18 protein-coding genes are annotated in these 21,292 nt (G+C 43.7%); 7 read left to right on the forward strand and 11 right to left on the reverse strand.

Annotation, left to right across the window (positions count from 1 at the left end):
- Positions 1-33: 33 nt before the first annotated feature.
- Together DYADSP32_RS10390 and DYADSP32_RS10395 are read right to left on the reverse strand one after the other, a co-directional pair.
- Positions 34-948 carry an IS3 family transposase gene (locus DYADSP32_RS10390; RefSeq protein ID WP_149240058.1) on the reverse strand — a complete coding sequence of 305 codons (915 nt, stop codon included), beginning with the start codon at positions 946-948 and terminating at the stop codon, positions 34-36.
- Positions 949-959: 11 nt separating this feature from the next.
- Positions 960-1,352, reverse strand: a complete 393-nt coding sequence (locus DYADSP32_RS10395; RefSeq protein ID WP_149239641.1) for a transposase — start codon at positions 1,350-1,352, stop codon at positions 960-962.
- A gap of 85 nt (positions 1,353-1,437) precedes the next feature.
- On the opposite strand from DYADSP32_RS10395, the gene DYADSP32_RS10400 reads away from it, so the two are divergent.
- Together DYADSP32_RS10400 and DYADSP32_RS10405 are read left to right on the forward strand one after the other, a co-directional pair.
- On the forward strand, positions 1,438-2,025 hold the full coding sequence (locus DYADSP32_RS10400) for a tRNA-(ms[2]io[6]A)-hydroxylase (protein WP_149242797.1): 588 nt from the start codon (positions 1,438-1,440) through the stop codon (positions 2,023-2,025).
- A 90-nt stretch (positions 2,026-2,115) separates the two neighbouring features.
- Positions 2,116-5,022, forward strand: a complete 2,907-nt coding sequence (locus DYADSP32_RS10405; RefSeq protein ID WP_149242796.1) for a PD-(D/E)XK nuclease family protein — start codon at positions 2,116-2,118, stop codon at positions 5,020-5,022.
- A gap of 195 nt (positions 5,023-5,217) precedes the next feature.
- On the opposite strand, the gene DYADSP32_RS10410 is transcribed toward DYADSP32_RS10405, so the two are convergent.
- From DYADSP32_RS10410 to DYADSP32_RS10420, 3 genes are all read right to left on the reverse strand, one after another.
- Positions 5,218-5,406, reverse strand: coding sequence for a hypothetical protein (locus tag DYADSP32_RS10410; protein WP_149242795.1), 189 nt, complete (start codon positions 5,404-5,406; stop codon positions 5,218-5,220).
- Between the two features lie 15 nt (positions 5,407-5,421).
- Positions 5,422-5,889 carry a hypothetical protein gene (locus DYADSP32_RS10415; RefSeq protein ID WP_149242794.1) on the reverse strand — a complete coding sequence of 156 codons (468 nt, stop codon included), beginning with the start codon at positions 5,887-5,889 and terminating at the stop codon, positions 5,422-5,424.
- Positions 5,890-6,025: 136 nt separating this feature from the next.
- Positions 6,026-6,979 carry a threonine/serine dehydratase gene (locus tag DYADSP32_RS10420; protein ID WP_149242793.1) on the reverse strand — a complete coding sequence of 318 codons (954 nt, stop codon included), beginning with the start codon at positions 6,977-6,979 and terminating at the stop codon, positions 6,026-6,028.
- A gap of 108 nt (positions 6,980-7,087) precedes the next feature.
- Here DYADSP32_RS10420 and DYADSP32_RS10425 point away from each other — a divergent pair, with 108 nt between their 5' ends.
- On the forward strand, positions 7,088-8,767 hold the full coding sequence (locus DYADSP32_RS10425; protein ID WP_149242792.1) for a fatty acid--CoA ligase: 1,680 nt from the start codon (positions 7,088-7,090) through the stop codon (positions 8,765-8,767).
- A gap of 132 nt (positions 8,768-8,899) precedes the next feature.
- On the opposite strand, the gene DYADSP32_RS10430 is transcribed toward DYADSP32_RS10425, so the two are convergent.
- The 3 genes from DYADSP32_RS10430 to DYADSP32_RS10440 all read right to left on the reverse strand — a co-directional run bounded on the left by DYADSP32_RS10430 (position 8,900) and on the right by DYADSP32_RS10440 (position 13,623).
- On the reverse strand, positions 8,900-9,784 hold the full coding sequence (locus tag DYADSP32_RS10430) for an OmpA family protein (RefSeq protein WP_149242791.1): 885 nt from the start codon (positions 9,782-9,784) through the stop codon (positions 8,900-8,902).
- Between the two features lie 197 nt (positions 9,785-9,981).
- Positions 9,982-10,728 (reverse strand): GLPGLI family protein, encoded by a 747-nt coding sequence (locus tag DYADSP32_RS10435; RefSeq protein ID WP_149242790.1) that lies wholly within the window; start codon positions 10,726-10,728, stop codon positions 9,982-9,984.
- Between the two features lie 84 nt (positions 10,729-10,812).
- Positions 10,813-13,623, reverse strand: a complete 2,811-nt coding sequence (locus tag DYADSP32_RS10440) for an outer membrane beta-barrel protein (RefSeq protein WP_149242789.1) — start codon at positions 13,621-13,623, stop codon at positions 10,813-10,815.
- Between the two features lie 315 nt (positions 13,624-13,938).
- Between DYADSP32_RS10440 and DYADSP32_RS10445 the strand changes: the two genes are divergently transcribed.
- Positions 13,939-14,448, forward strand: a complete 510-nt coding sequence (locus DYADSP32_RS10445) for a metallophosphoesterase family protein (RefSeq protein ID WP_149242788.1) — start codon at positions 13,939-13,941, stop codon at positions 14,446-14,448.
- A 60-nt stretch (positions 14,449-14,508) separates the two neighbouring features.
- Here the strand turns inward: DYADSP32_RS10445 and DYADSP32_RS10450 are convergent, their stop codons facing one another.
- Positions 14,509-15,738: a M20/M25/M40 family metallo-hydrolase gene (locus tag DYADSP32_RS10450; protein ID WP_414617682.1), complete on the reverse strand. Its 1,230-nt coding sequence runs from the start codon at positions 15,736-15,738 to the stop codon at positions 14,509-14,511.
- Positions 15,739-15,759: 21 nt separating this feature from the next.
- On the reverse strand, positions 15,760-16,071 hold the full coding sequence (locus DYADSP32_RS10455; protein ID WP_149242787.1) for a MerR family transcriptional regulator: 312 nt from the start codon (positions 16,069-16,071) through the stop codon (positions 15,760-15,762).
- 154 nt (positions 16,072-16,225) lie between these two features.
- Between DYADSP32_RS10455 and DYADSP32_RS10460 the strand changes: the two genes are divergently transcribed.
- On the forward strand, positions 16,226-17,083 hold the full coding sequence (locus DYADSP32_RS10460) for a dienelactone hydrolase family protein (protein ID WP_149242786.1): 858 nt from the start codon (positions 16,226-16,228) through the stop codon (positions 17,081-17,083).
- A gap of 277 nt (positions 17,084-17,360) precedes the next feature.
- On the opposite strand, the gene DYADSP32_RS10465 is transcribed toward DYADSP32_RS10460, so the two are convergent.
- Positions 17,361-17,828 (reverse strand): response regulator, encoded by a 468-nt coding sequence (locus DYADSP32_RS10465; protein ID WP_149242784.1) that lies wholly within the window; start codon positions 17,826-17,828, stop codon positions 17,361-17,363.
- A gap of 494 nt (positions 17,829-18,322) precedes the next feature.
- Here DYADSP32_RS10465 and DYADSP32_RS10470 point away from each other — a divergent pair, with 494 nt between their 5' ends.
- Together DYADSP32_RS10470 and DYADSP32_RS10475 are read left to right on the forward strand one after the other, a co-directional pair.
- Entirely contained in the window at positions 18,323-20,599 is a 2,277-nt protein-coding gene (locus DYADSP32_RS10470) for an Rv1355c family protein (RefSeq protein ID WP_149242783.1), read from the forward strand.
- Positions 20,599-21,291 (forward strand): hypothetical protein, encoded by a 693-nt coding sequence (locus DYADSP32_RS10475; protein ID WP_149242782.1) that lies wholly within the window; start codon positions 20,599-20,601, stop codon positions 21,289-21,291. The genes DYADSP32_RS10470 and DYADSP32_RS10475 overlap by 1 nt, the downstream gene beginning before the upstream one ends.
- Position 21,292: the final 1 nt, after the last annotated feature.

Here is a 21,292-nt window from a genome sequence, read left to right on the forward strand (position 1 = left end):
AGGTTGCCTTCAGTTTAAAATTATGAATAAAGTTTAAAATTGAATTATACATTGATCTGGATTGTGATTTTTAGATTCTGATGCAGTCCAGATTTTGAGTTTAGGCCTTTCAGAGTCTTTACGTTCTTTGATTTTTTGTTCAAACGCGATCGGTGTAGCACCGTCTAGGGCTGAATGCGGTTTTTGGTTGTTATAAGTCTCAACAGCTCGTTTAACTTCTGTTTTTAGCATTTGAAAGCTTGTAATATTCCAATGAATCAGATACTGATTTTTGATGGTTCCGTTGACCCGTTCTATATGCGCGTTTTCATAGACAATGTTGCACATGCTGATACGAATTTTGTGCTCTTTCAGTAGATCAGTGTAGACGTCGCTGATGTATTGTCCCCCCCGATCCGAGTGGTGTATCAGTTTGTGCTCATAGCTGTGTAAACCCCTTATAGTCAGAGCCATTTTCAGAGCGGCGACATTGTTTGCAGCTCTCATGTTATCTGCAACAGAATAACCGACAATCAATCTGGAATACACATCCATGATTAAAACAATATAACAGTCTTTATTGTCGACTTTAAAGTACGTTAAATCGCTAGTCCACAGTTGATTAATATTATCAAGCTCTTTATCTACCAGCAGGTTCTGGTAACGGCTGTATGGACTGGAAAAGGTTGTTCGGGTTTTGTTCCGAAACACTTTCACCCTGAATCCATAGTAAATGCCGATACTGATGAAAGCATCTCTGCCAATACCTTCGGGCTGACAAAGTTCATAGATAGTTCGAATACCCATAGCTGGGTGAATCTCGCGTACCTGCATGATCAGCCCTAATACCAGCTCTTCCTGGTTTTGCCAGTGAATCTCTCGCTGCAAGGACTTATAGTGCCCTTGCTTACTGATCTGGCAATGAGTATACAAGCCGCTCATCGAATACATGTGGTTACTTAAATTCATACGAAAGTGCTCTAAGGTCCAGGATTGAAACTTTTTTTTAGATCGACATCCAGTTCCTTAGAGGCGATCTCAATGAGCTTATCCTGATAATCGATAATCATTTGTTTTTGACCAATTGCACGTTCCAATTCAGCAATTTTACCCTGCAACTCAACAAGTTTAACAGCTTCGCTATCTTTTTGTACAACCATGATAGTTCCCTTTTTGTGATCAGGAGAATATTTATAAATCCATTTGTATACGGTATTCTGGCTTACTGACCACAATTTAGAAAAAGACAGAATGCTGATCTCACCAGCCGAAATTTGCGCTACCTTTTCGCGTTTGAACTCTTCACTAAACACACGATATGGACGAATATTCAGTTTTGTACTTTTTTTAGTTTTTAATTTCGAATTGCTCATGTTAAAATTACCGTTTAAGGGCAACCTATGTTAGGCAATCACAAAACTTGACTTTTCATCCTTCATTCTTAATTCATAACTAAAAATGACCACTCTAGGCCTGGAACTTCCCACTGATCCCCGATGGACGGATATTGCCTCCATGCAACTGGGTGAAATATTGATCGATCATGCCTATTGTGAGCAAAAGGCCGCGTCCAGCTGTATATCTCTTATCGTGCATTACCCCGAAAAAGAAAAGATGGTAGAGGTACTTACACCCATCGTAAGCGAGGAATGGGGTCATTTTCAACGGGTTTTGAAAGAACTAAAAAAACGGGGGATTCCGCTCGGTCGTCAGCGGAAGGATGAGTATGTAGGCCAATTACTCAAGTTGATTCGGAATAAAGGCGACTACGAGGAAGCATTGCTGGACAGGCTCCTGATCTGTGCACTCATAGAAGCCAGAAGCTGCGAGCGCTTCAAACTACTTTCGGAGGCTCTTGACGATATGTCTTTGCAAAAGTTTTACAGAGAATTGATGATATCAGAAGCGGGCCATTATCGTACCTTTATTGAACTTGCCGAGGAATATCTATCCAAAGAGCAGGTCAGGAGCAGATGGAAAGAACTGCTTCACGAAGAGGGGAAAATTATCGTTTCATTAAAACCGCGAAGCGACAGAATGCATTGATTAATTGAAGCAGGCCAAGCGATCATTTGCACCACGCAGACACCAACCAACTCCTTATGGCCCGGCTTGCCGGTTTCAACCAAAAAATAAATGACATTTTTACAGCAGGTTGCGAAGCATATTTTAGAATCCGATTCAATGGTTCTGGATCAGATCATAATCGTTGTGCCAACCCGGAGAGCCGCCTTCTTTATGATGCAGGAGTTGGCCAATGCAACTACTGAGCCGGTATTGAGCCCTCAGGTTATTGCCATTGATGACTTTGTAGGCAGCATGGGGTCGCTGGATATTGAGGACCCGGTACATCTTTTCTTCGAACTCTACGAAACTTTCAAATCCATCGATCCCGGTTTGCAGTTCGACCGGTTTATGGGGTGGGCTTCGGTGCTATTGAGTGATCTGGACAAAATTGACCAGTATTTGGTTGATACCGGCTATCTGTTTGATTATCTGTCGGAAAGCCAGGCGATGGCCCGGTGGCAGGAAAGCTTGCCAGCCAACAAGGAACTGACCACAGCAGGTGGAACGAAGCAGTATTTTTCACTTTTTGAAAATTTAGATAAAGTATATCAAAGTTTCCGCCATAGGCTGTCTGTAAATGGCAAAGCGTATCGAGGCATGGCCTATCGCCAGCTGGCCACAGAGGTGGACACGCTACTGCTTTCCAGAACAGACTTTACCAAAATTTACTTCGCTGGTTTCAATGCCTTTACCGAATCGGAAAAGAGCGTCGTTACCGCGTTGGTAAACGTAGGCAGAGCAGAAGTACTTTGGGACGCAGACCAATACTACATGACCGAAAACACCGGCGTGGAGGCGGGACGTTCACTCAGAGAATATCAGAACAGCGGTCTTTTCGGCGAATGGAAATGGACCAACAAACATTTAACAGCGACCCCGAAGCAGATTACCATTTATGGCGTTCCGAATGCAGTGCTACAAACCAAGCTTGCCGGAGAACTGTATGCCAAAATGAAAGCCGGTGACGATGCGGAAAACCCTGTAATGACGGCCATTGTGCTGGCTGACGAAAATCTGCTGTTGCCCATGTTGTATTCACTGGACGAGCAGGTCACGGACTTTAACATCACGATGGGATTGTCGCTGCGAAGTTCTCTGCTTTACACATTGATTGACAGCGTTTTTGAACTGCAGCAGAACATTGTTGAATTCCGGAATAAAGAGGGGAAAATGATTCGCTTTCCAAAATTTAGCCATAAATCCGTTAGCAAGGTACTCAACCATCCGTTTATAAGGCACTACGAACATGTAGTGCTAAAGCCGGGTCTGGACGGACAAACCATAATCCAGAATCTCCTCACCAGCATTACTGAAAAGAATCTGGTCTTTATCAGTTCACAGGAAATTTTGGAGGGCAGCGATAACCATCCGCTCTTCCTGGCCCTGTTCAGTCACTGGCAAAAAAATGACTCCAGAGAGATCCTTAAAACCTTTTATCAGCTCATAGACCTGATCAGAGACGTTTACAAAGATTACAAAAATGCACTTGAAACAGAGTATTTGTACTTGTTTTACACCCTGTTGAAACAATTTGAACAGACACTCGAAGAACAACAGGAGCCATTAAATGTCAGGACGCTTCGCGCATTCATGTACGAGCTCATACGGCAGACCAAAATACCATTCAGTGGAGAGCCTGTGAGCAACCTGCAGATTTTGGGTATGCTCGAAACCCGTGCTCTGGATTTCGAGCGAGTCATTATTTTATCCGTAAACGAGGGTACTTTACCACAGTTGAAACGGCAGAATTCGCTCATCCCCTTCGATGCGGCAAACGCTGTAGGATTACCTACACATCAACATCAGGAGGCAGTAATGTCCTATCACTTTTACAGATTATTACAAAGGGCATCGGAGGTACACATACTTTATACCAGTACGCATGATGCACCCGGAGGTGGTGAAAAGAGCCGGTTTATTCAACAAGTGGAGTATGAATTAGCTGGCTACAACCCAGATATCCGGATCGAAAACAAATCAGTGGTTCTGGAATCTGCACCGGCTGAGAACGCCGAAGAGGTTGTTGAAAAAAACGAGGCCATGATCATGGCCATCAGATCATATTTGTCCGGTAAAGGGATTTACCCGACGCACCTCAATGAGCTGATCCGTTGCCCCATGCAATTTTATCTCAAACATATTGTGGGTGTTGAGGAAAAAGAGGAGGTTGAAGAAGAGCTGGGGATGGACAAAATCGGTACTTGGCTGCATGCATCACTGGAACGACTTGACAAAGAATATTTTCTTCACGAAAATGATCCGTCTGAAGAAGTCATCAAGCGGGTGTTGACAGAGGAATTTGACAGGCTGTTTAAGGGCTACGTTACCGACCTGGGATTGAACAGGGTGTATTATCAGGTGGGTGAGCAGCAAATACTCACTTTCCTTCGCAACCAAATGCAGCAAGTACCGAGGCGAAAAATACTTGCTGCGGAACAACCGCTCAGGGCCAGCCTTCAACTCGTATTGCAAGGAAGCTACACAACAGTGAATCTGGGCGGAAAAATTGACCGGATTGAACTAGCGGAAGACGGAACTCTCTATGTGATGGATTACAAAACGGGGAGCGTGGAAACAGGCAGCAGGCAAAAATTTGCTGATCCTGAAAAAGCAGAGGAGTTGATCCGTGAGGACGCCGATATTAAAATTGGTTATGTGAGACAATTATGGCTCTACGAATACCTGATGTATCTTAAAATGAAGAATGAGAATGGATTAAAACTTAGGGGCGAGACGTACTTTTTGGGTGCCCACTCCGTAAAATCTGGCTTTTACTCCTTCCGCGACCCAAAAAATCTTATTTTAAATCCGTTAAATCTGTCAGAAGGCCTGGATACAAGTACCTTTCTGGATAAGTCCGAACGTTTACTGACTGAAATCCTTAACAATCTTGTCGACCCGGATCAGCCTTTCCGAAAAACAGATGATCTGCAAACCTGCACCTATTGTGATTTTAAAGGAATATGCGGCAGATAAGCAAAATCCTTGAAAAAACTAAAAAAATATCGCATTTTTACAACTAATACGAGATAGGTTATGTCCTGACAAAAAGACTGTGGTTATGATTTGGTTAGCAAAACTTGTAAATGCGTTCCTTTGGTTGACAGCGGCAATTCTGGCGAGTTTATTGATGACCCTATTTATGCCCTTCATTTTGGTTTTCGACCAGCTTCAAACCGACTTGGACTGATCAAGATACCGTCGGCGGATATCATTGATCAGAAATTTTTTCTGTGCGGTAAAACTGTCGGCATGCATCATGCCAAACAATTCTTTCCATTCCAGGTACCGGTGCTCATCAGCCTCTTTAAAATCGGATGCCGAAATTTTCTTTGATTTCAAATACTCTTCAAATTCCATGTGTTAATTGCCCCACTATTTCTTTTTGAATTCCAGATATTCCCTGGTTGTCACCATGTTGTCAGGCAAATCGGTTATTTTGAGCGTAATGCCAATTTTGGTAATACCACCGCTAGAGGATTTCACACCCGTACCCTCCACTTTTGACCTGGCAGCTGTACCGTTTTTATTAACATCCGCACTTTCATTTATGGTTAATGTGGTGGCGTTATTAACGACCACATTTTTAAGTGTATACACATAGGTAAGTGTAAGAGGCTGAGGTTTGGAATAATTTGTCACAACCTTATAACTGATTTCCAGAAGATTCTTATCCAAACGCTTCACAACCCAATCCTCGTTGGTGTTGTATGTATCATTGGCAGTAGCGGTAAAATAGTTACCAACAAAATCAACGGCAAGATCCGGATCCTCTACAATTTCTTCGTCCTTTTTACAAGAAATAAACAATACAATAAGGCTAAATAAAATAAGCTTTCTCATGCTAAAACTATTAATGTTCCGGTATTAGATTCCAAAGATAAGTACTGTCCTGGTATTTTCTTCAATAACGTAAAGTTCCCAATTTCCGCGTATTTAAAAACAGATACTTAAAAAATACCCATTGTTACGATCTATGTCAAAAAGGAAGCCGGCCCAGATCCACATTGCCGCCGGTAATAACAATCCCTACTTTTTTACCATCAAACAAGGCCCTATTTTTAAGTACCGCGGCCAGGGCCACCGCGCCCGAAGGCTCCACCACCAACTTCATACGCTCCCATAAATAGCGCATTGCCTGAATAATATCCTCATCGGTCACAAGCAGAATATCTTCCACGCCCTTTTTGATAATCGGGAATGTCTTCGATCCCAGATGCGTCAGTAAACCGTCAGCTATGGTCTTTACAAAAGGCGCTTTCTCAATTTTATCGCTGCGAAAGGACAGTACTGCATCTGCCGCCCCCTCGGGTTCTCCAGCATACACTTTTGTATCCGGGGAGAAGTACCGGGCGGCTAAGGCGGTACCACTAAGCAGTCCACCACCCCCAACGGGAGCGATTATAGAATCAAGTTTCATTCCGCAGTCTTCAATCAGCTCCTTCGCAGCGGTCGCTTGCCCTGCGATGACCCGGTAATCGTTGAAAGGATGTATAAATTCCGCGCCTGTTTGCTCAATAATCTTACCAACTGCCTGCTCCCGTTCTTCCGGCGTATTAATACAAAAAGTAACTTCCGCTCCGTAACCCAGCACTGCCTCTATCTTTACTTTGGGCGAATTTTCCGGCATCACGATATACGCCTTTGCTCTCACCATGGCTGCGGCATAGGCTATTGCCTGGGCATGATTACCAGACGAATGGGTAGCTACACCATTTTTCAACTGACCTTCGGTGAGCGACAGTATCGCGTTCACACCACCCCGTGCTTTGAATGCCCCAATTTTCTGGAGATTTTCGGGCTTAAAAAAAAGCTCGGCGTTGGTCAGCGTGTTCAAAAACGCAGATGTTACGATTCCTGTTCGGTGAACATACGGCGCTATGCGCAAATGTGCTGCATTAATGATCTCTTTGTCCGGTACTATTTCAGGCATTGTCTGATTTTATGTTATATTTTCTCTTATTTTTACCCTATTCAACATTCCGGATTGTACCTCGATCCTGGTTTACGCCTATCCCTATTTCTTAAAAATAATAAAATTATGATTGAAACCCGATTAATTCCCCGAACATCCTCCGCGTATAGTCCACCTTTGCTGGTCAGTACCCTTCTGAAACAAACTGACAGATATAACCCGCATCGGGAAATCGTTTACCGAAACCTTTTCCGGATGAATTATCATGAATTCAACAAACGCGTAAGGCGCCTGGCTAATCTGTTTACGAAATTGGATATCCGGCCCGGAGACATGGTGGGTGTCATGGACTGGGATAGCCACCGTTATCTTGAATGCTTTTTCGGTATACCCTCTTACGGCGCGATACTGCACACCATCAACGTACGGCTATCGCCAGCCCAAATCCTGTACACCATTAATCATGCCGAAGACAAGGTCATATTTCTGCATGAGGATTTTATCCCTATTATTGAGGCAATCAGGGATAAGATCACCACGGTGAAAACTTTCGTCATTCTGAGCGACAAAGTTTACACTGAGCCAAAGGAGGATTTGGCTGTGGCATCATTCCCAACCGCGGGAGAATATGAAGCGCTCATCGCTCAGGAATCCGATCAGTACGAGTTCCCGGAATTTGACGAGAATACCTGGGCAACCACATTTTACACCACCGGAACCACCGGCGATCCCAAGGGGGTTTATTTCTCCCACCGGCAACTCTTCCTGCACACGATGGGTCTGGTAAGTTATTTTTGCGGTTACCGAGCCCTCCCTTTTACCGAACAGGATGTTTATATGCCTATCACCCCGCTGTTTCATGTACATGCGTGGGGGTTTCCGTTTGTGGCAACGTTATTGAATAATAAGCAAGTGTACCCGGGACGATACGAGCCAGAAATGTTGCTCAAATTACTTTTGCAGGAAAAAGTGACGCTATCTCACTGCGTGCCTACCATTTTGAACATGCTGGTGAGCAGCCCGGTGGCTACCAAAGTTGATCTTTCAAATTGGAAAGTGATCATCGGGGGATCCGCACTTACAAGTGGACTGGCAGAGGCGGCGTCCGCCCTTGGCATTACGGTTACGGCCGGGTACGGTATGTCCGAAACGGCGCCGATTATGTCGGTAGCCCATCTAAGTGAAACAGAACAAACCCTGCCCTTGGATGAGCAGTTGCAATACCGAATAAAAGCAGGACGTGTGGCTCCGTTTGTTGACCTTCGGGTGATGGACGATGAAGGTTACTTCCTGCCGCATGACGGACTTTCGGTTGGCGAAATAGTAGGACGAGGCCCATGGATGACACAAGGATATTTTAAGGATCCCGAAAACAGTGAAAAACTATGGAAACATGGCTGGCTGCACACCGGGGATGTTGGCCATATCGATGATAAATATTACCTCACCATATCAGACCGTGCCAAAGATGTGATTAAAACAGGTGGAGAATGGATCTGTTCCCTCGATATTGAAAACCTGATTTCTCAGGTCGAGGGCGTTGGAGAAGTGGCCGTGGTGGGTGTACCGCACGTTCGATGGGGTGAAAGGCCTTATGCACTGGTGGTAGCTAAAGCCAGCCACGTGAATAATCTTACAGCCGAAGCCATATCCGAAAATCTGAGACAACAGGTACAAGAAGGCGGAATCAACAAATGGTACGTTCCGGACCATATTGTGCTCGTGAACGAAATACCTAAAACCAGTGTCGGAAAAATTGACAAGAAGAAGATTAGAAATGACCTGAAAGGGCAGATTCAGGGATAAGCGCGGATGTCCCGGAATCAGAGTGGGATTTGAATAGCATAAACAGCCAACACCCTAGAAAGCAAGCATTTATAAAAAAAAGCGCGTCGGACTCCGACGCGCTTTTTTTATGTCTATCTAAACCGTATCAGATTACTTTCCTGCCTGTGGTGTGTACAGGTTGAAGAACTGATCCAATTTAGGAGTAATGATAATTTCTGTACGACGGTTCAAGCTCTTGTTTGCAGCTGAATCGTTTGGTGCTTTTGGAAGATACTCTCCACGACCACCTGCGATCATGCGAACTGGCTCAACACCATATTTCTTTTGAAGCGTACGGGCAACTGAAGTAGCACGCAAAACGCTCAAATCCCAGTTATCAGAAACCCTGTCCGTAGCGATAGGTACATTATCTGTATGACCTTCAATCAGAATTTCGATTTCTTTGTAGTCATTCAAAATCTTAGCCACTTTGCTCAACACCGCCTCAGCAGCCGTATTGATCACCGAGCTACCTGATCTGAACAACATTTTGTCCGACAATGAAACGTACACAACTCCTTTTTTCACTTCGATTTGTACATCTTCGTCGCTAACATCCTGCAAAGAGCGTTTCAGGTTCAATACAAGAGCCATGTTAAGCGAATCTTTCCGTTGGATACTTGAATTCAGGTCACGGATCTGAGATCCCTGCGCGTCCATCATAGCCAAGGATTTTTTGATACTTTCCGAGCCTTCTTTGCTGATCACAGACAGATCAGACATACGATCCAGAAGATTGTTGTTGTTTTTCTTCAGGAAAGCAATTTGCTCTTCAAGTTCTTGTAATTTGGAATTTTTGCTCGCCAACTCATCATTTTTTTGTTTCAGATCGTTATTCAGACTGGCTGTTCTGGTATCACAATCGTTGAGATCAGCTCTTGCTTTGTCCAACTGAATCTGAATTTCGTTGATCTTGTTTTGAGCAGTAAGTAATTTTTTCTTGCCGCAAGATGCGAGCACGAACAACATAGCAACGGCTAAAAGCGCATTTTTCATAGGTACTAAGGGTTATTAATATTAAGGAAACAATGGTTAAATTAATCAATACACTCCAAGTTACTCTGCGGTCTGAGATACTTAATACTTAGTATACTCCAATCGCATTTAACCGCAAAGGTAAGCAATATTGAAAAATTTACACTGCAAATCCTTCCATTTTCTAATATTATTTTAACCTGATCGTTTAATACCCTCTAATACTGAATGGCCCAGAAAGGATCCCGCCTTGCTTTCTGACTATCGCGTATGTGCGTCCACAGCAACTCATCATACTTTTTGTTGTCAATCTTCTTCCCTTTTAATTTTGCCGGAACATTGATATTCTCTGTGAGCGGCTTTAGTTCTATTTTCTTGGCAGTGACGACAATATCGCCCTCATTCACCTCCAGCTCGAGAATCAGTCCAGGTAATCCTGAGTAAAGCTCCGGACCGGCAGACACGGAAATATTATCTGCAAACCAGGCCGTTAGCTTCTGGTTCTTAATAGTGTCCTCCGTGACGGCCATCATGCACATGTAACCTCCTATTTCCCTGATTTTATTCATCACTTTCCACTTCGGCGTTTTGAGAGAATCTTCAATGACAAATGTTTTCCCCAGCATCTCAATGATATCTGTCCTTTTCTCTGTTTCGAAGTTGCGATAGATTCTGAACTCCCTGTCTCTTCCCGACCAACCACCTTCGCTTTCCTTTTCTTTTGGATAGGTATAATAGCTTTGATTTTCGTTAAAGTATAGTACCATATCTCTTTTGTACTCATCCTTATCTCCCCACACCATCTTCATACGGTCCTTTTCCTCGTTGGTGAGGTGGGTTTGGCGTGCATAAAGCTTGGTCCAGCGGTATGTTTTTTCGTAAGTAACCGTACCCTCCATCTTTTGCGACCATACCGAAACGGAGATCAGCAGCAAAAAAGGCAGCAAATAGTGTTTTGTCTTCATATTAAATGATTTGTTTACAGATGGAAAGAAAAGACAGAGTGGGGCGCTACTTACCACCCACTGGCTTTATTAAACCATTCAGAATTAAAAGAAATTATTGCTCCGACGCACATTGGCGGTCATCCCTCGCATATTATAGGTAAAGCTCAGCATAAAATACCTGGACAGAGTTGATACTCTTGACTCTGTATAATAATTCTGTGTGGCATATTGAGAAATACCAAGGTTCTTCTTGAAAACGTCATTCGCCGTAAGCCGGACCTCCCCTCTCTTATTTTTCAGGATGATCTTGTACACCGAGAGATTCAAGATAGGTTGTTTTTGATTAAACCCAAACTGACTGTTGACATAGGTACGGTACGACAGCCGTCCATTAAAATAAATCTCCTTCGGCATTTTCACATTCATCTCCGCGCCATAATTGGCATTCACAATTTTCTGGTTCTGACTGGTATTAATGGAATACTCTGTATTGTTAATATTCCAGCCGGCATTGGTATACAGGGTAAACACGTCACTTGGGGTCAGGTCCAGGCGCGCTCCGAAATTATATCCCTTTCCACTTGTCTCATTGATGACATTGTTAATGTAAGTAAGATTATTGCTGAAATTAATACCTGAATTCAGGTTCAAGGTAGCTTTTGTCTTTTTGAGAGGAAAACCAAACCCTATGTATGTCCCATAGGAATTACCACCGGTAATATTCATCGGTTTGGTGGTTGTAACCAGTGTTTCAGGATTTATCGTGCGATTGTAAACCACCTGATTAACGTTGTAATTATAGTTTACATTGATGTAAAGGTTGGTAAAACTGGCCGGGTTGAACATATTGTATCCTGCGTACATATTGTGGTTGGAGGAAGGAATCAGGTCGGGATTACCTTCTGTAATATAGAGCGGATTACTGTTATCGACAACCGGTTGCAGATCGCTAACCGACGGTTCCCGCACGTTCATACCGTATTCGGCATACAAATACCGGTTTTTCTTAAGATCGAAGTTGATCGAAACATTCGGCACCATGGTAAAAAAGGTACGATCTACTTTTGTAAATGTTGCTGCGGTCTCATCCCTGGCAAACTTACCCGACAGATCAAACTGCTGTCCGGCAATTCCCATCATGACGTTGAAGCCCTTGTAAGAGTAGCGAACACTGGTACCGATGCGATTGTACATGAAGTCATTGGTGTAATATCGGGTCAGAAAATCGTTGGCTTTTTCGCCGCTGTTTTCTGTAACATCAAACACGTCTCTATCAACAAGGTCCTTGCGCAAACTAAAATTGTAGAATGTTTCCCAAAAAAACTTCTTTGCAAAAGGTTCAATGTAGGATAAGCTACCTTTCAATTGCTGTCGACCACTTTCTGTTTCATTTCTCTGGTTAACATTTACCGTCCGGGCCGAATCTGTAAAAAACTCATTTACTGACCGCTGAGAGCTTTCTCCGTCAGAATTATTGATATTGTAACCCACGCTCGCTGCGAAGTTCCTACCCTTTTTCTTAAACTTATGGCGGTACAGCAATAGGTTGGACATGGCAAAAGAATTGTAAAGACTTGCGTTATTGACCGTGGAGCGGTTGGTCAGATCCGACTCACTTCTGAAAGACTGCTGGTAACTCTCATATTTATTATCTCCGTTGTTGATACGGGAATTGCTGATCAGGATAATTGTATTCAGGGAGTCAATCACTTTTTCAAACCGAAAACTTGGCCGATGGTTACCGGTAAAGCCAAGGGACCTATTTTTGTTCGTTGAACTATAGGAGCCATTGGTAAGAAAATTCTCTGTACTCGAACGTATATCTGTGGTAGAGTTGGTTTGATTGTAAAAATAACTCGTGCTCAGTTTTGTTTTTTTGTTGTCATAATTGTAGTTGGCCCCTCCGGCAAAATTTTTGGTAAAGCCCTGGTTGCTGCCGCCTCCATAATCGGGCCCGATGGTAATGTCGTCTCCTCCAAAATAGCGCCCGCTGTTAAAACCAAAGTCGCCATCATCTCCCCAATTGAAAGACTGGCTGCCCTTGAAGTCCTGATAATCATTCCTGGCAATTCCGGATTGGTTGGTATTGTTGCCAAAACCAAGTAGCGCAAACTGCTGTTTATCGTTGAACCGGTTGTAACTCACCTTGCCTTCCAATCGGGAATCGGTTCCCACCCCTGCAATGGCCTTCCCAAAGCCACCCTTTTTATGACTATCCTTCAGTTCCAGGTTAAGCGTTTTTTCCCGCTTCCCGTCATCCACGCCTGTCGCTTTGGCTTGCTCGGTTTTACCGTTAAAAATCTGAATTTTGTTGATCGCCTCTGCTGGTAAATTTTTAGTTGCCATTTTTGGATCGTCCCCAAAAAACCGCTTACCGTCAACCGTTACACGTTTCACATCCTCACCCTGCGCCTTTATGTTTCCATCGGCATCCACCTGCAGCCCGGGCAACCGACGTATAAGATCCTCCACATTGGCCCCTGGCTGCACCTTAAATGCCTTAGGATCATACTCTATGGTATCCCCGCGAATATTCATTGGTGCCCGAAAAGCTTTGATTACAACCTCGTATAAAGTTTTATCCATCGGATCCATTTTAATCGTACCCAGATCCAACATATCTCCCTCTTTGGCAACAATCTCCTTTTGGTAAGGGACGTTTCCCACGTAAGTTACTTTTAGAATGTAAGTTACTCTCTTTAAGTTTTTTAATTCAAATTCTCCCTCTTTATTGGTTCTGCCAAAATTAACCAAAGTCGAGTCTTTGGGAAGTAAAAGCATCACCGTTGCCTCCGGGAGGCCTACACCCGAAGAATCGGACACAATGGCTTTAAGTGTAAAACGCCCGGTAGACTGTGCACGGGAGAAGGTCGTTATCAGGCATAACGCAAGCAGAAGTAAGGTTTTTTTCAAGGCTAACAGCTTTAAGTGAGTGGTGGTTTGAGAGCTAATTAATATCAGGTTACAATAATACAAAATCAATTTACCTTTCACAACTAAGATTTTAGTTTTACTAGGCTTTTTAATTGCTTTTGTAATTTTTTAACTTTTATTATGACTTGGAAGAGTCAAATATAGACAATTAATATATATAAGTAACAAGTATAATTTAAAAATTAATATTTTAATTTTTAAGGATGTTTGGAGTGAATTCTCCATTTTGGCAGGTCATTTAGTTCGTAAGGGTTTACTTAATAATTGATACACGAATGAATAGATCAGTTTAGTATGAGAAGTATAGGTTTAATTTCTGACACACACGGTTACCTGGATCCCCGCGTTTTTGAACATTTTGCGCTGTGTGATGAAATCTGGCATGCAGGCGATATTGGTTCACTAAAAATAATTGACCAAATAGAGGGTTTTAAGCCTGCACGTATCGTTTTTGGCAATATTGATGATAAAGAAATCCAGCAACGAACACAGGAAAACTTACATTTCGAAGTAGAAGGTTTCCGGATCTGGATGACTCACATTGGCGGGGCGCCGCCACGGTATAATCCGCAGGTGCTACCGACCTTGAGGACGGATCCGCCAGATATTTTTATTTGCGGGCATTCTCACATACTTCGGGTGATTCGCGACAAAGACCTAAAAAACATGCTTTATATTAATCCGGGTGCTGCTGGACGTGAGGGTTTTCACAAGATACGGACCTTACTCCGATTCAATTTACACGAAGGATTGATCAGCCAGATGGAGGTAATTGAATTGGGAAAAAGAGGGGCCTTGACCTAAAAGCAAAGCCGGCTGTACAATTCAGCCGGCTTGCAAATGGAGAATTGGTTTTTCAGCTTGTCAAAAAATGACTTTCATGACTTTCGTATCTCCGCCTCGCAAGATAACCGCCTCCACCTGTTCGCCCTTTTCGTATTTGCCCAACATATCCATGTAGTCGTATATCGTACCAATTTCTTTACCACCCAGCTTGATCAATACATCTCCGGCCACCATGCCTGCTTTTTCGGCAGGGCGCGCTTTGGTAACACCATCAATTCTTAAACCTTTACCTGTATAGCTATAATCCGGCATCACGCCCAGCGTTACTTTAAAATTTGATACGGTACTGCCCGAATGAGCATTCCCGGCCGCAACAAATACCGGCTCCGAGGGTTCGGCATCCAGCTGGACAAGTAAATCGGCAATCAAATTGATAATTTTAACCTCACCCGGCAAATTGATTTTGTCGGCATCATCGCTTGTCTTATGATAGTCGCCATGAGACCCTGTAAAGAACTGAACCACCGGAATCTCCTTCAGATAAAATGAGGTATGATCAGAAGCGCCAACGCCGGAAGAATCAATGGTGTATCTCATACTTTGTTTTTTGGCAATGCCGGGTATCAACTTTCCCCATACCGGACTTGTCCCCCACCCCGAAACCACAATACCCTTGTCGTCCTGCAGCCGGCCTATCATGTCCATATTGATCATCGACGATATTTTATTCAAAGCGACCGTGGGGTTGTTGACAAAATGTTTGGACCCTAATAAACCAAGCTCTTCCCCTGAAAATGCAATGAACAAAAAATTATGCTTCTCCTTCACATCATTCTTTGAAATAAACCGGGCAAGCTCGATGAGCCCTGTTGTTCCGGAAGCATTGTCGTCGGCACCGTTGTGTATTTTATTTTGACTATCCGGCGACAACGAACTCCCCTGAAATCCCTTTCCGAGGTGGTCGTAATGCGCACCCACAACGATTGTTTTCTCGGCCCCATTATCCAGAAAACCCACTACATTTCTGCCAATGAGCTGGTGCGGATTCCCTTCAACAGAGACCATTACCTGAAATGGCTGAAAGAAACTTCCTTCTGTCCCAGCTGGCTGCAGTCCTGACTCCTCAAACAAACCTGCGATGTAATTAGCAGCCCTGATCTCGCCAAGCGTACCTGTTCCCCGGCCTTCCAGATCATCGGAGGCTAGAAAATTGATATGCTTTTGAATGTCATCCGCCTTAAACCGCTGTCCGTGACAAATCGTAACGGATAACCAAAAAGCGGGCACAAAAAGAAATAATTTATTCACGAATGGATTTTCATTTACCTCCTACAAAACTTCTTTAAGGTCAATTAAAAACTGACGGACGCGATTCAGCCGGTATATCAGCAATTGCGACTCCTCCTTTCTTCGCAATTGCTCCCGTGCACCTTTGATCGTACGCCCCTGTTTTTCTTTCTGGTGCATGATTTTTCTGATCACTTCAATGTCCCGCTCCGTGTAGCGACGACGGTTTCGTCCGTCACGCTTAGGACTTAACTGGGGAAATTTCTTTTCCCAAAAACGTAATGCAGAGGGTTCACATCCCACAAGGGCAGCTACTTCATTTGTGTCATAGTACAATTTTACTGGTGTTTCCATGCGCTTAAGAACGATTTCTGCAAAGATAATCGGCGTTTCGTTAATTATAACAATTCTAAACAAATTAAGTCCGACACTAAATCACTGTCCATTAATGCCCCAATTTTTCCATAAGAATTCGTTAAATTTACCAAAATCAAATAATGCTCGCACAATGGATCAAAAGATTATTGACCTTTTCGATGAATACACCCACAAGCCACTTAGTCGTGACCAGTTTTTGAAACGGCTTGCTAAAATCACCGGGGGGACTGCGGCTGCGCTGGCTTTACTTCCTTTGCTGGAGGTTAATTACGCCAACGCTGCCACGATCAGTGAACAGGATGATAGCCTCATCACTGAAGACATTTCCTATCCGGGAGATGGGGCCACCATGACTGGATACCTGGCCATGCCCAAAACCGCTACGAAAAAAGGTTGTGTGATGGTAATCCACGAAAATCGGGGACTAAATCCCCACACAAAAGATGTGGCCAGGCGAATTGCCAAGGCTGGGTACATCGCTTTGGCGCCTGATGCGCTCGCCCCATTCGGAGGTACGCCCGCTAATGAAGATGATGCCAGGGCCCTGTTCGCAAAGATCTCCGTCGAACAAAACCGTAACAACTTCCTGAAAGGTTTTGATTATCTGCGTACGTTGCCAGCCAGCAACGGCAAATCAGCCTGCGTAGGCTTTTGTTGGGGCGGGGCCTTATCAAACCAACTGGCGGTACATGCTCCCGACCTGAAAGCGGCGGTCGCCTTCTACGGCCGACAGCCAGAGACAGCAGACGTCCCCAGAATAACGGCCCGGGTACAGCTGCACTACGGAGGACTGGATGAAAGAATCAATGCGGGGATTCCTGCTTACGAGGCCGCGCTCAAAGCAAACGGGAAAAAATATGAGATTTTCATTTACGAAGGTGCGCAGCATGCATTTTTAAATGATACTGCACCCACACGTTTTAATCCTGAAGCTGCGAAATTGGCCTGGAGCAGAACACTTCAGATTTTCAAGGACACCATCTCCTGAATCCCGGGTATCCACAATGCTCATTTAGTTCAAAACATTGAAGTAATTCATGTCTGGTATGATTTTTACAAGCAAGTAGTCATACCTGAAAACGATATGGATATTATCATATTTCTGAAAGCGATAGGCAACCTCGTATTTGCGAGCTTAATTTTCCTGGCCATGTTTATGACCACGGTCTTATACCTCATTATGTATATGATTCAGAAGCAAGTAAGGTTACTTCCCAGGATGATTGCGAAGACTCGCTTGCCTGCTTCTGAAATTGTAAACCGTTTCAGGAAATCAGCTTCTGACGTAGCAGAAACTCTAATTGTGCGTTAGTATCCATCACCTTTTGCAGCAATTCCTTATTCTTTAGCCTCAGACTGAATATTTCGTAGGCATTTTTAATTATGATTCTCAATTGCTGCTCGTCCCAGGGTTTATTCAGATAATAGTAGATATGGCCCTTATTTACGGCATCGATCACGGCATTAATATCGGCATACCCCGTCAATAATATACGCATGGGTTCCTTGTACTCTTTCAGCACTTCGATCAAAAACTCCACACCATTCATTTCAGGCATGCGTTGATCGGTAAGAATTACATGAACAGGTTGTGTTTTTAATATTTCGAGGCCGTCCTTTCCCGACATGGCAGTTAGTACCTTAAAGTCCCTTCTAAAAGCTGCTTTAAAGGAATTGAGGTTATTTAATTCATCATCAACGTAAAGTATTGTTATCTGATCGGCGCTTTCCATAATTTCACCACTGATTTGGGGGGAGTAAAGTACATACCTTTTCAGGCGAATCTATTTTTGATTGAAATATAGCAATACTTCTAGTAACATTTTAATTTTTCAATCTAAATATCTAGGTTTGAGTATTAAAACTCTCCTATCTGTAAATTGAACTTTTTGAGGTTACAATTACCTAAGCAAATCACACTCAGACCTTGGGACAAGGCCCTTTGGTTATGTTTGTGTAAAATCTTTTCTTTTTGACAAATAAAGAATTTACCAGCAGGGTATTGTATCGTCATGGTCCTATCATGTTAATCAGCATGTTGCGATCATGTTCTGCCAAACGAGCGAAATTCCGTTACTGAGATAATGGAACATTTCATTTTTCATAGTTTCCGTAAACGGGAACCAGTTTAAAATTATGTCGCCTGGGTACAGCAAGAAATCAATTTATCTTGAATAGAACAAACAGTGTCAGGTAACGCAATTATTTACTCAATAGAATCTTCGCCATGTCCCAAATTTCAGAAGTTGATTATATCTACCGTCCAGTTTTACTCGACAGAACGAAAGAAGGAGGCAGAAAAGCATTTGAGGAACTGGTTCAAATACATTCAGATAAAATAGTTGTCGACCAGTTTCCCAGCCAAAAAAAGGAATTATTTAAAATTCAGCATCCCACTCAGCGACTTTCCCAGGATGATCTCGACAAGCTCTACAACGACTGGAAAGCCGACCTCGATGAGACTACGCAAGGTCTCTGGATCTATTACCCTTGGTCAAACAAGCTGATTCATACGCTTGAAAAGCAGGAATTTATCACCCTTCGCACAAGCAGAAATCAATACAAAATTACCGTCGAAGAACAGAATAGCCTGGCAGGAAAAACGATTGGCATTATCGGCCTTTCGGTGGGTAGTGCCGTAGCCATGAGCATTGCCACCGAACGGGTATGCGGAAGACTCAAACTGGCCGACTATGACGTAATAGAGCTAAGCAATTTAAATCGTCTTAAGACAGGAATACAAAATATCGGCCTGAACAAATGTATCGTTACGGCACGGGAGGTGGCTGAAATAGATCCATTTATTGATATAGAGTGCTTTCTGGAAGGAATTACCCCTGGCAACATAGGCCCGTTTTTGAATGATGGCAGTAAACTAGACATACTCATCGACGAATGTGATGATATAGAAATAAAAATATCCTCCCGAAAACTGGCTAAACAATATGGTATTCCGGTAGTGATGGAAACCAGCGATCGCGGGATGCTTGACGTTGAACGGTATGACTATGAACCCGACCGCCCCGTGTTTCATGGTCTTTTATCTGGTATACCTGACACAAAATTGGAAAAAATAAGCGCTCAGGATAGGATACCTTTGGTAATGCAGATTGTGGATATCGGAAAAAGCTCCTATCGGGCCAGGTTATCGCTGCTGGAAATGGGTCAGAGCATTAATACATGGCCCCAGCTGGCAAGCGCGGTTACCCTGGGCGGGGCAGTGGTAACCGACGTATGTCGCCGGATGTTGTTAAATCAATTTACCGCATCGGGAAGGTTTTATGTTGATCTTGAGCAAATTATTTCAAACCCCAAAGCCACTTGCCCCGAAGTGAATCCATCCATACCCACGTTTAATCTCGACGAAGCCACCCGGATTGCATTATCCGTCCCTTACTTAGCATCGGCGGGCCCACCCACTGAAGATGAAATCACAAAAATAGTGGAAGCGGCTTCCCTGGCGCCATCAGCAGGCAATGATCAGCCCTGGAAATGGCTTTTTCGGGAGGGGCAACTTTACTTGTTTCATGATACTACAAGATCCGGCTCATTCACCAATTTCGGCAACCATGCCTCCGAACTCGCTCTGGGAGCAGCCTATGAAAATGCGATGTTAAAAAGCAGACAGATGGGATTCCAGGTGAAAGGGGAACTATATCCCATGTCAAGGGAGTCAGATCTCGTCGCGGTCATTCGCTTTGGATCACCAGATGTTGATGAAGATTTCAACGTGTACGCCCACGACTTAGCTGACTACATTTACTCCCGATCTACCAACCGACGCCCCGGGGTCCCCATCCCAATCGATGACCTTCATTACGCCATACTGCGGGAAGCAGCCGCGCATGTGCCGGAGGCAGAGCTGCATTTCTTTACAGACCGAGAAGTTATAGACAGAATGGCTCGTGTGGTGGCTGAGTGCGAACTCATTTTAATGCTGAACGAGCGTGGGCATTCGGATTACTTTGAAAGAGACATAAACTGGACCGGCGACACACACAAAAATGACGGTATAAACGTCGGCACTCTAGGCCTTACACCTGCTCAACTCACCGCATTATCCATGTTGAAAGACGAAAAGATAGCCCGGGCTCTCAGATTAATCGGTGGTGGAAATCTCTTTGTAGATGCCACTCATAAGACCATCAGTTCTGCTTCATGCCTCGTACTAATGACCCTGCCAAAAGATACAAAACACAAATTTTTCCTCGGCGGTATAGCCAGCCAACGCTTCTGGTTGCGGGCTGAGCAGCTTGGTTATTCGGTACAGCCCTTAAGTGCTCCCCTATCTATGTTTGCCAGACTGGAAGCAGGCGAGGGTTTCGATTATGATGAAATGGAGAAACTTAAACATCAAAGGAGTATATTTAGGGGTATTACTAATTTTGACAACAATTCAGATGAAATTTTGTTGATAAAAATTACAAGAGCCGATGCACCCGCTGAGAGGACAAAGCGCCTTCCATTGAATGAAATTTTGTTTATGATAAATGACAAAATCTAATGGTAGCGAAAATTAGAGCCTATAAAGCTCCCGACGATGTTGAATCAAGTCTTCGATATATTGACGGGCATAGAAAAGTACTGGAAGCCTACGGCGTCAAGCAGGTTACCTCCGCGAGTCACGATTGGTTGTACGATAAAAATACCTATGTTATCATTGTGGAATCTGAAAATGGAGATAAAATATACGGAGGCGGGCGAATTCAGATCAGAAGTGTGGAGATGAAGCTTCCAATGGAAGGTGCGATTGCAAAAATTGACGATCGTATTTACGGTTATATGGATGTCTTTGAAGAACAACGAATTGCGGAGTTCTGCGGCTTGTTTAACTCCAAAGAGGTAGCAGGCTTTGGAATTGGCAGTATTTTTTTAGGCCGTATAGGTGTGGCGATTAGCTTACAAACAGGTGTCCAGCAGTTGCTTGCTCTTTGTTCCCCACCAACCCTGAGGCAGTGTTTGCGAATTGGTTTTGAGATAATTCGTGAGATGGGGCACAATGGTGCCTTTTATTATCCCAAAGAAGGCCTCATTGCTACTGCCATCATTGTAAAGGATCTGAAAGATCTGCCATACGCCAAGGAAGAAGAAAAGGAACGTATATTTGATCTGAGAACCAACCCGGTTCAGTACGCGATTGAAAATGGCCCCAAAGGTGAAATAGGGATATATTATGACCTGGATATAAAACTTTGAA

This window comes from Dyadobacter sp. 32 (genome assembly GCF_902506755.1).
Taxonomy (GTDB): domain Bacteria; phylum Bacteroidota; class Bacteroidia; order Cytophagales; family Spirosomataceae; genus Dyadobacter.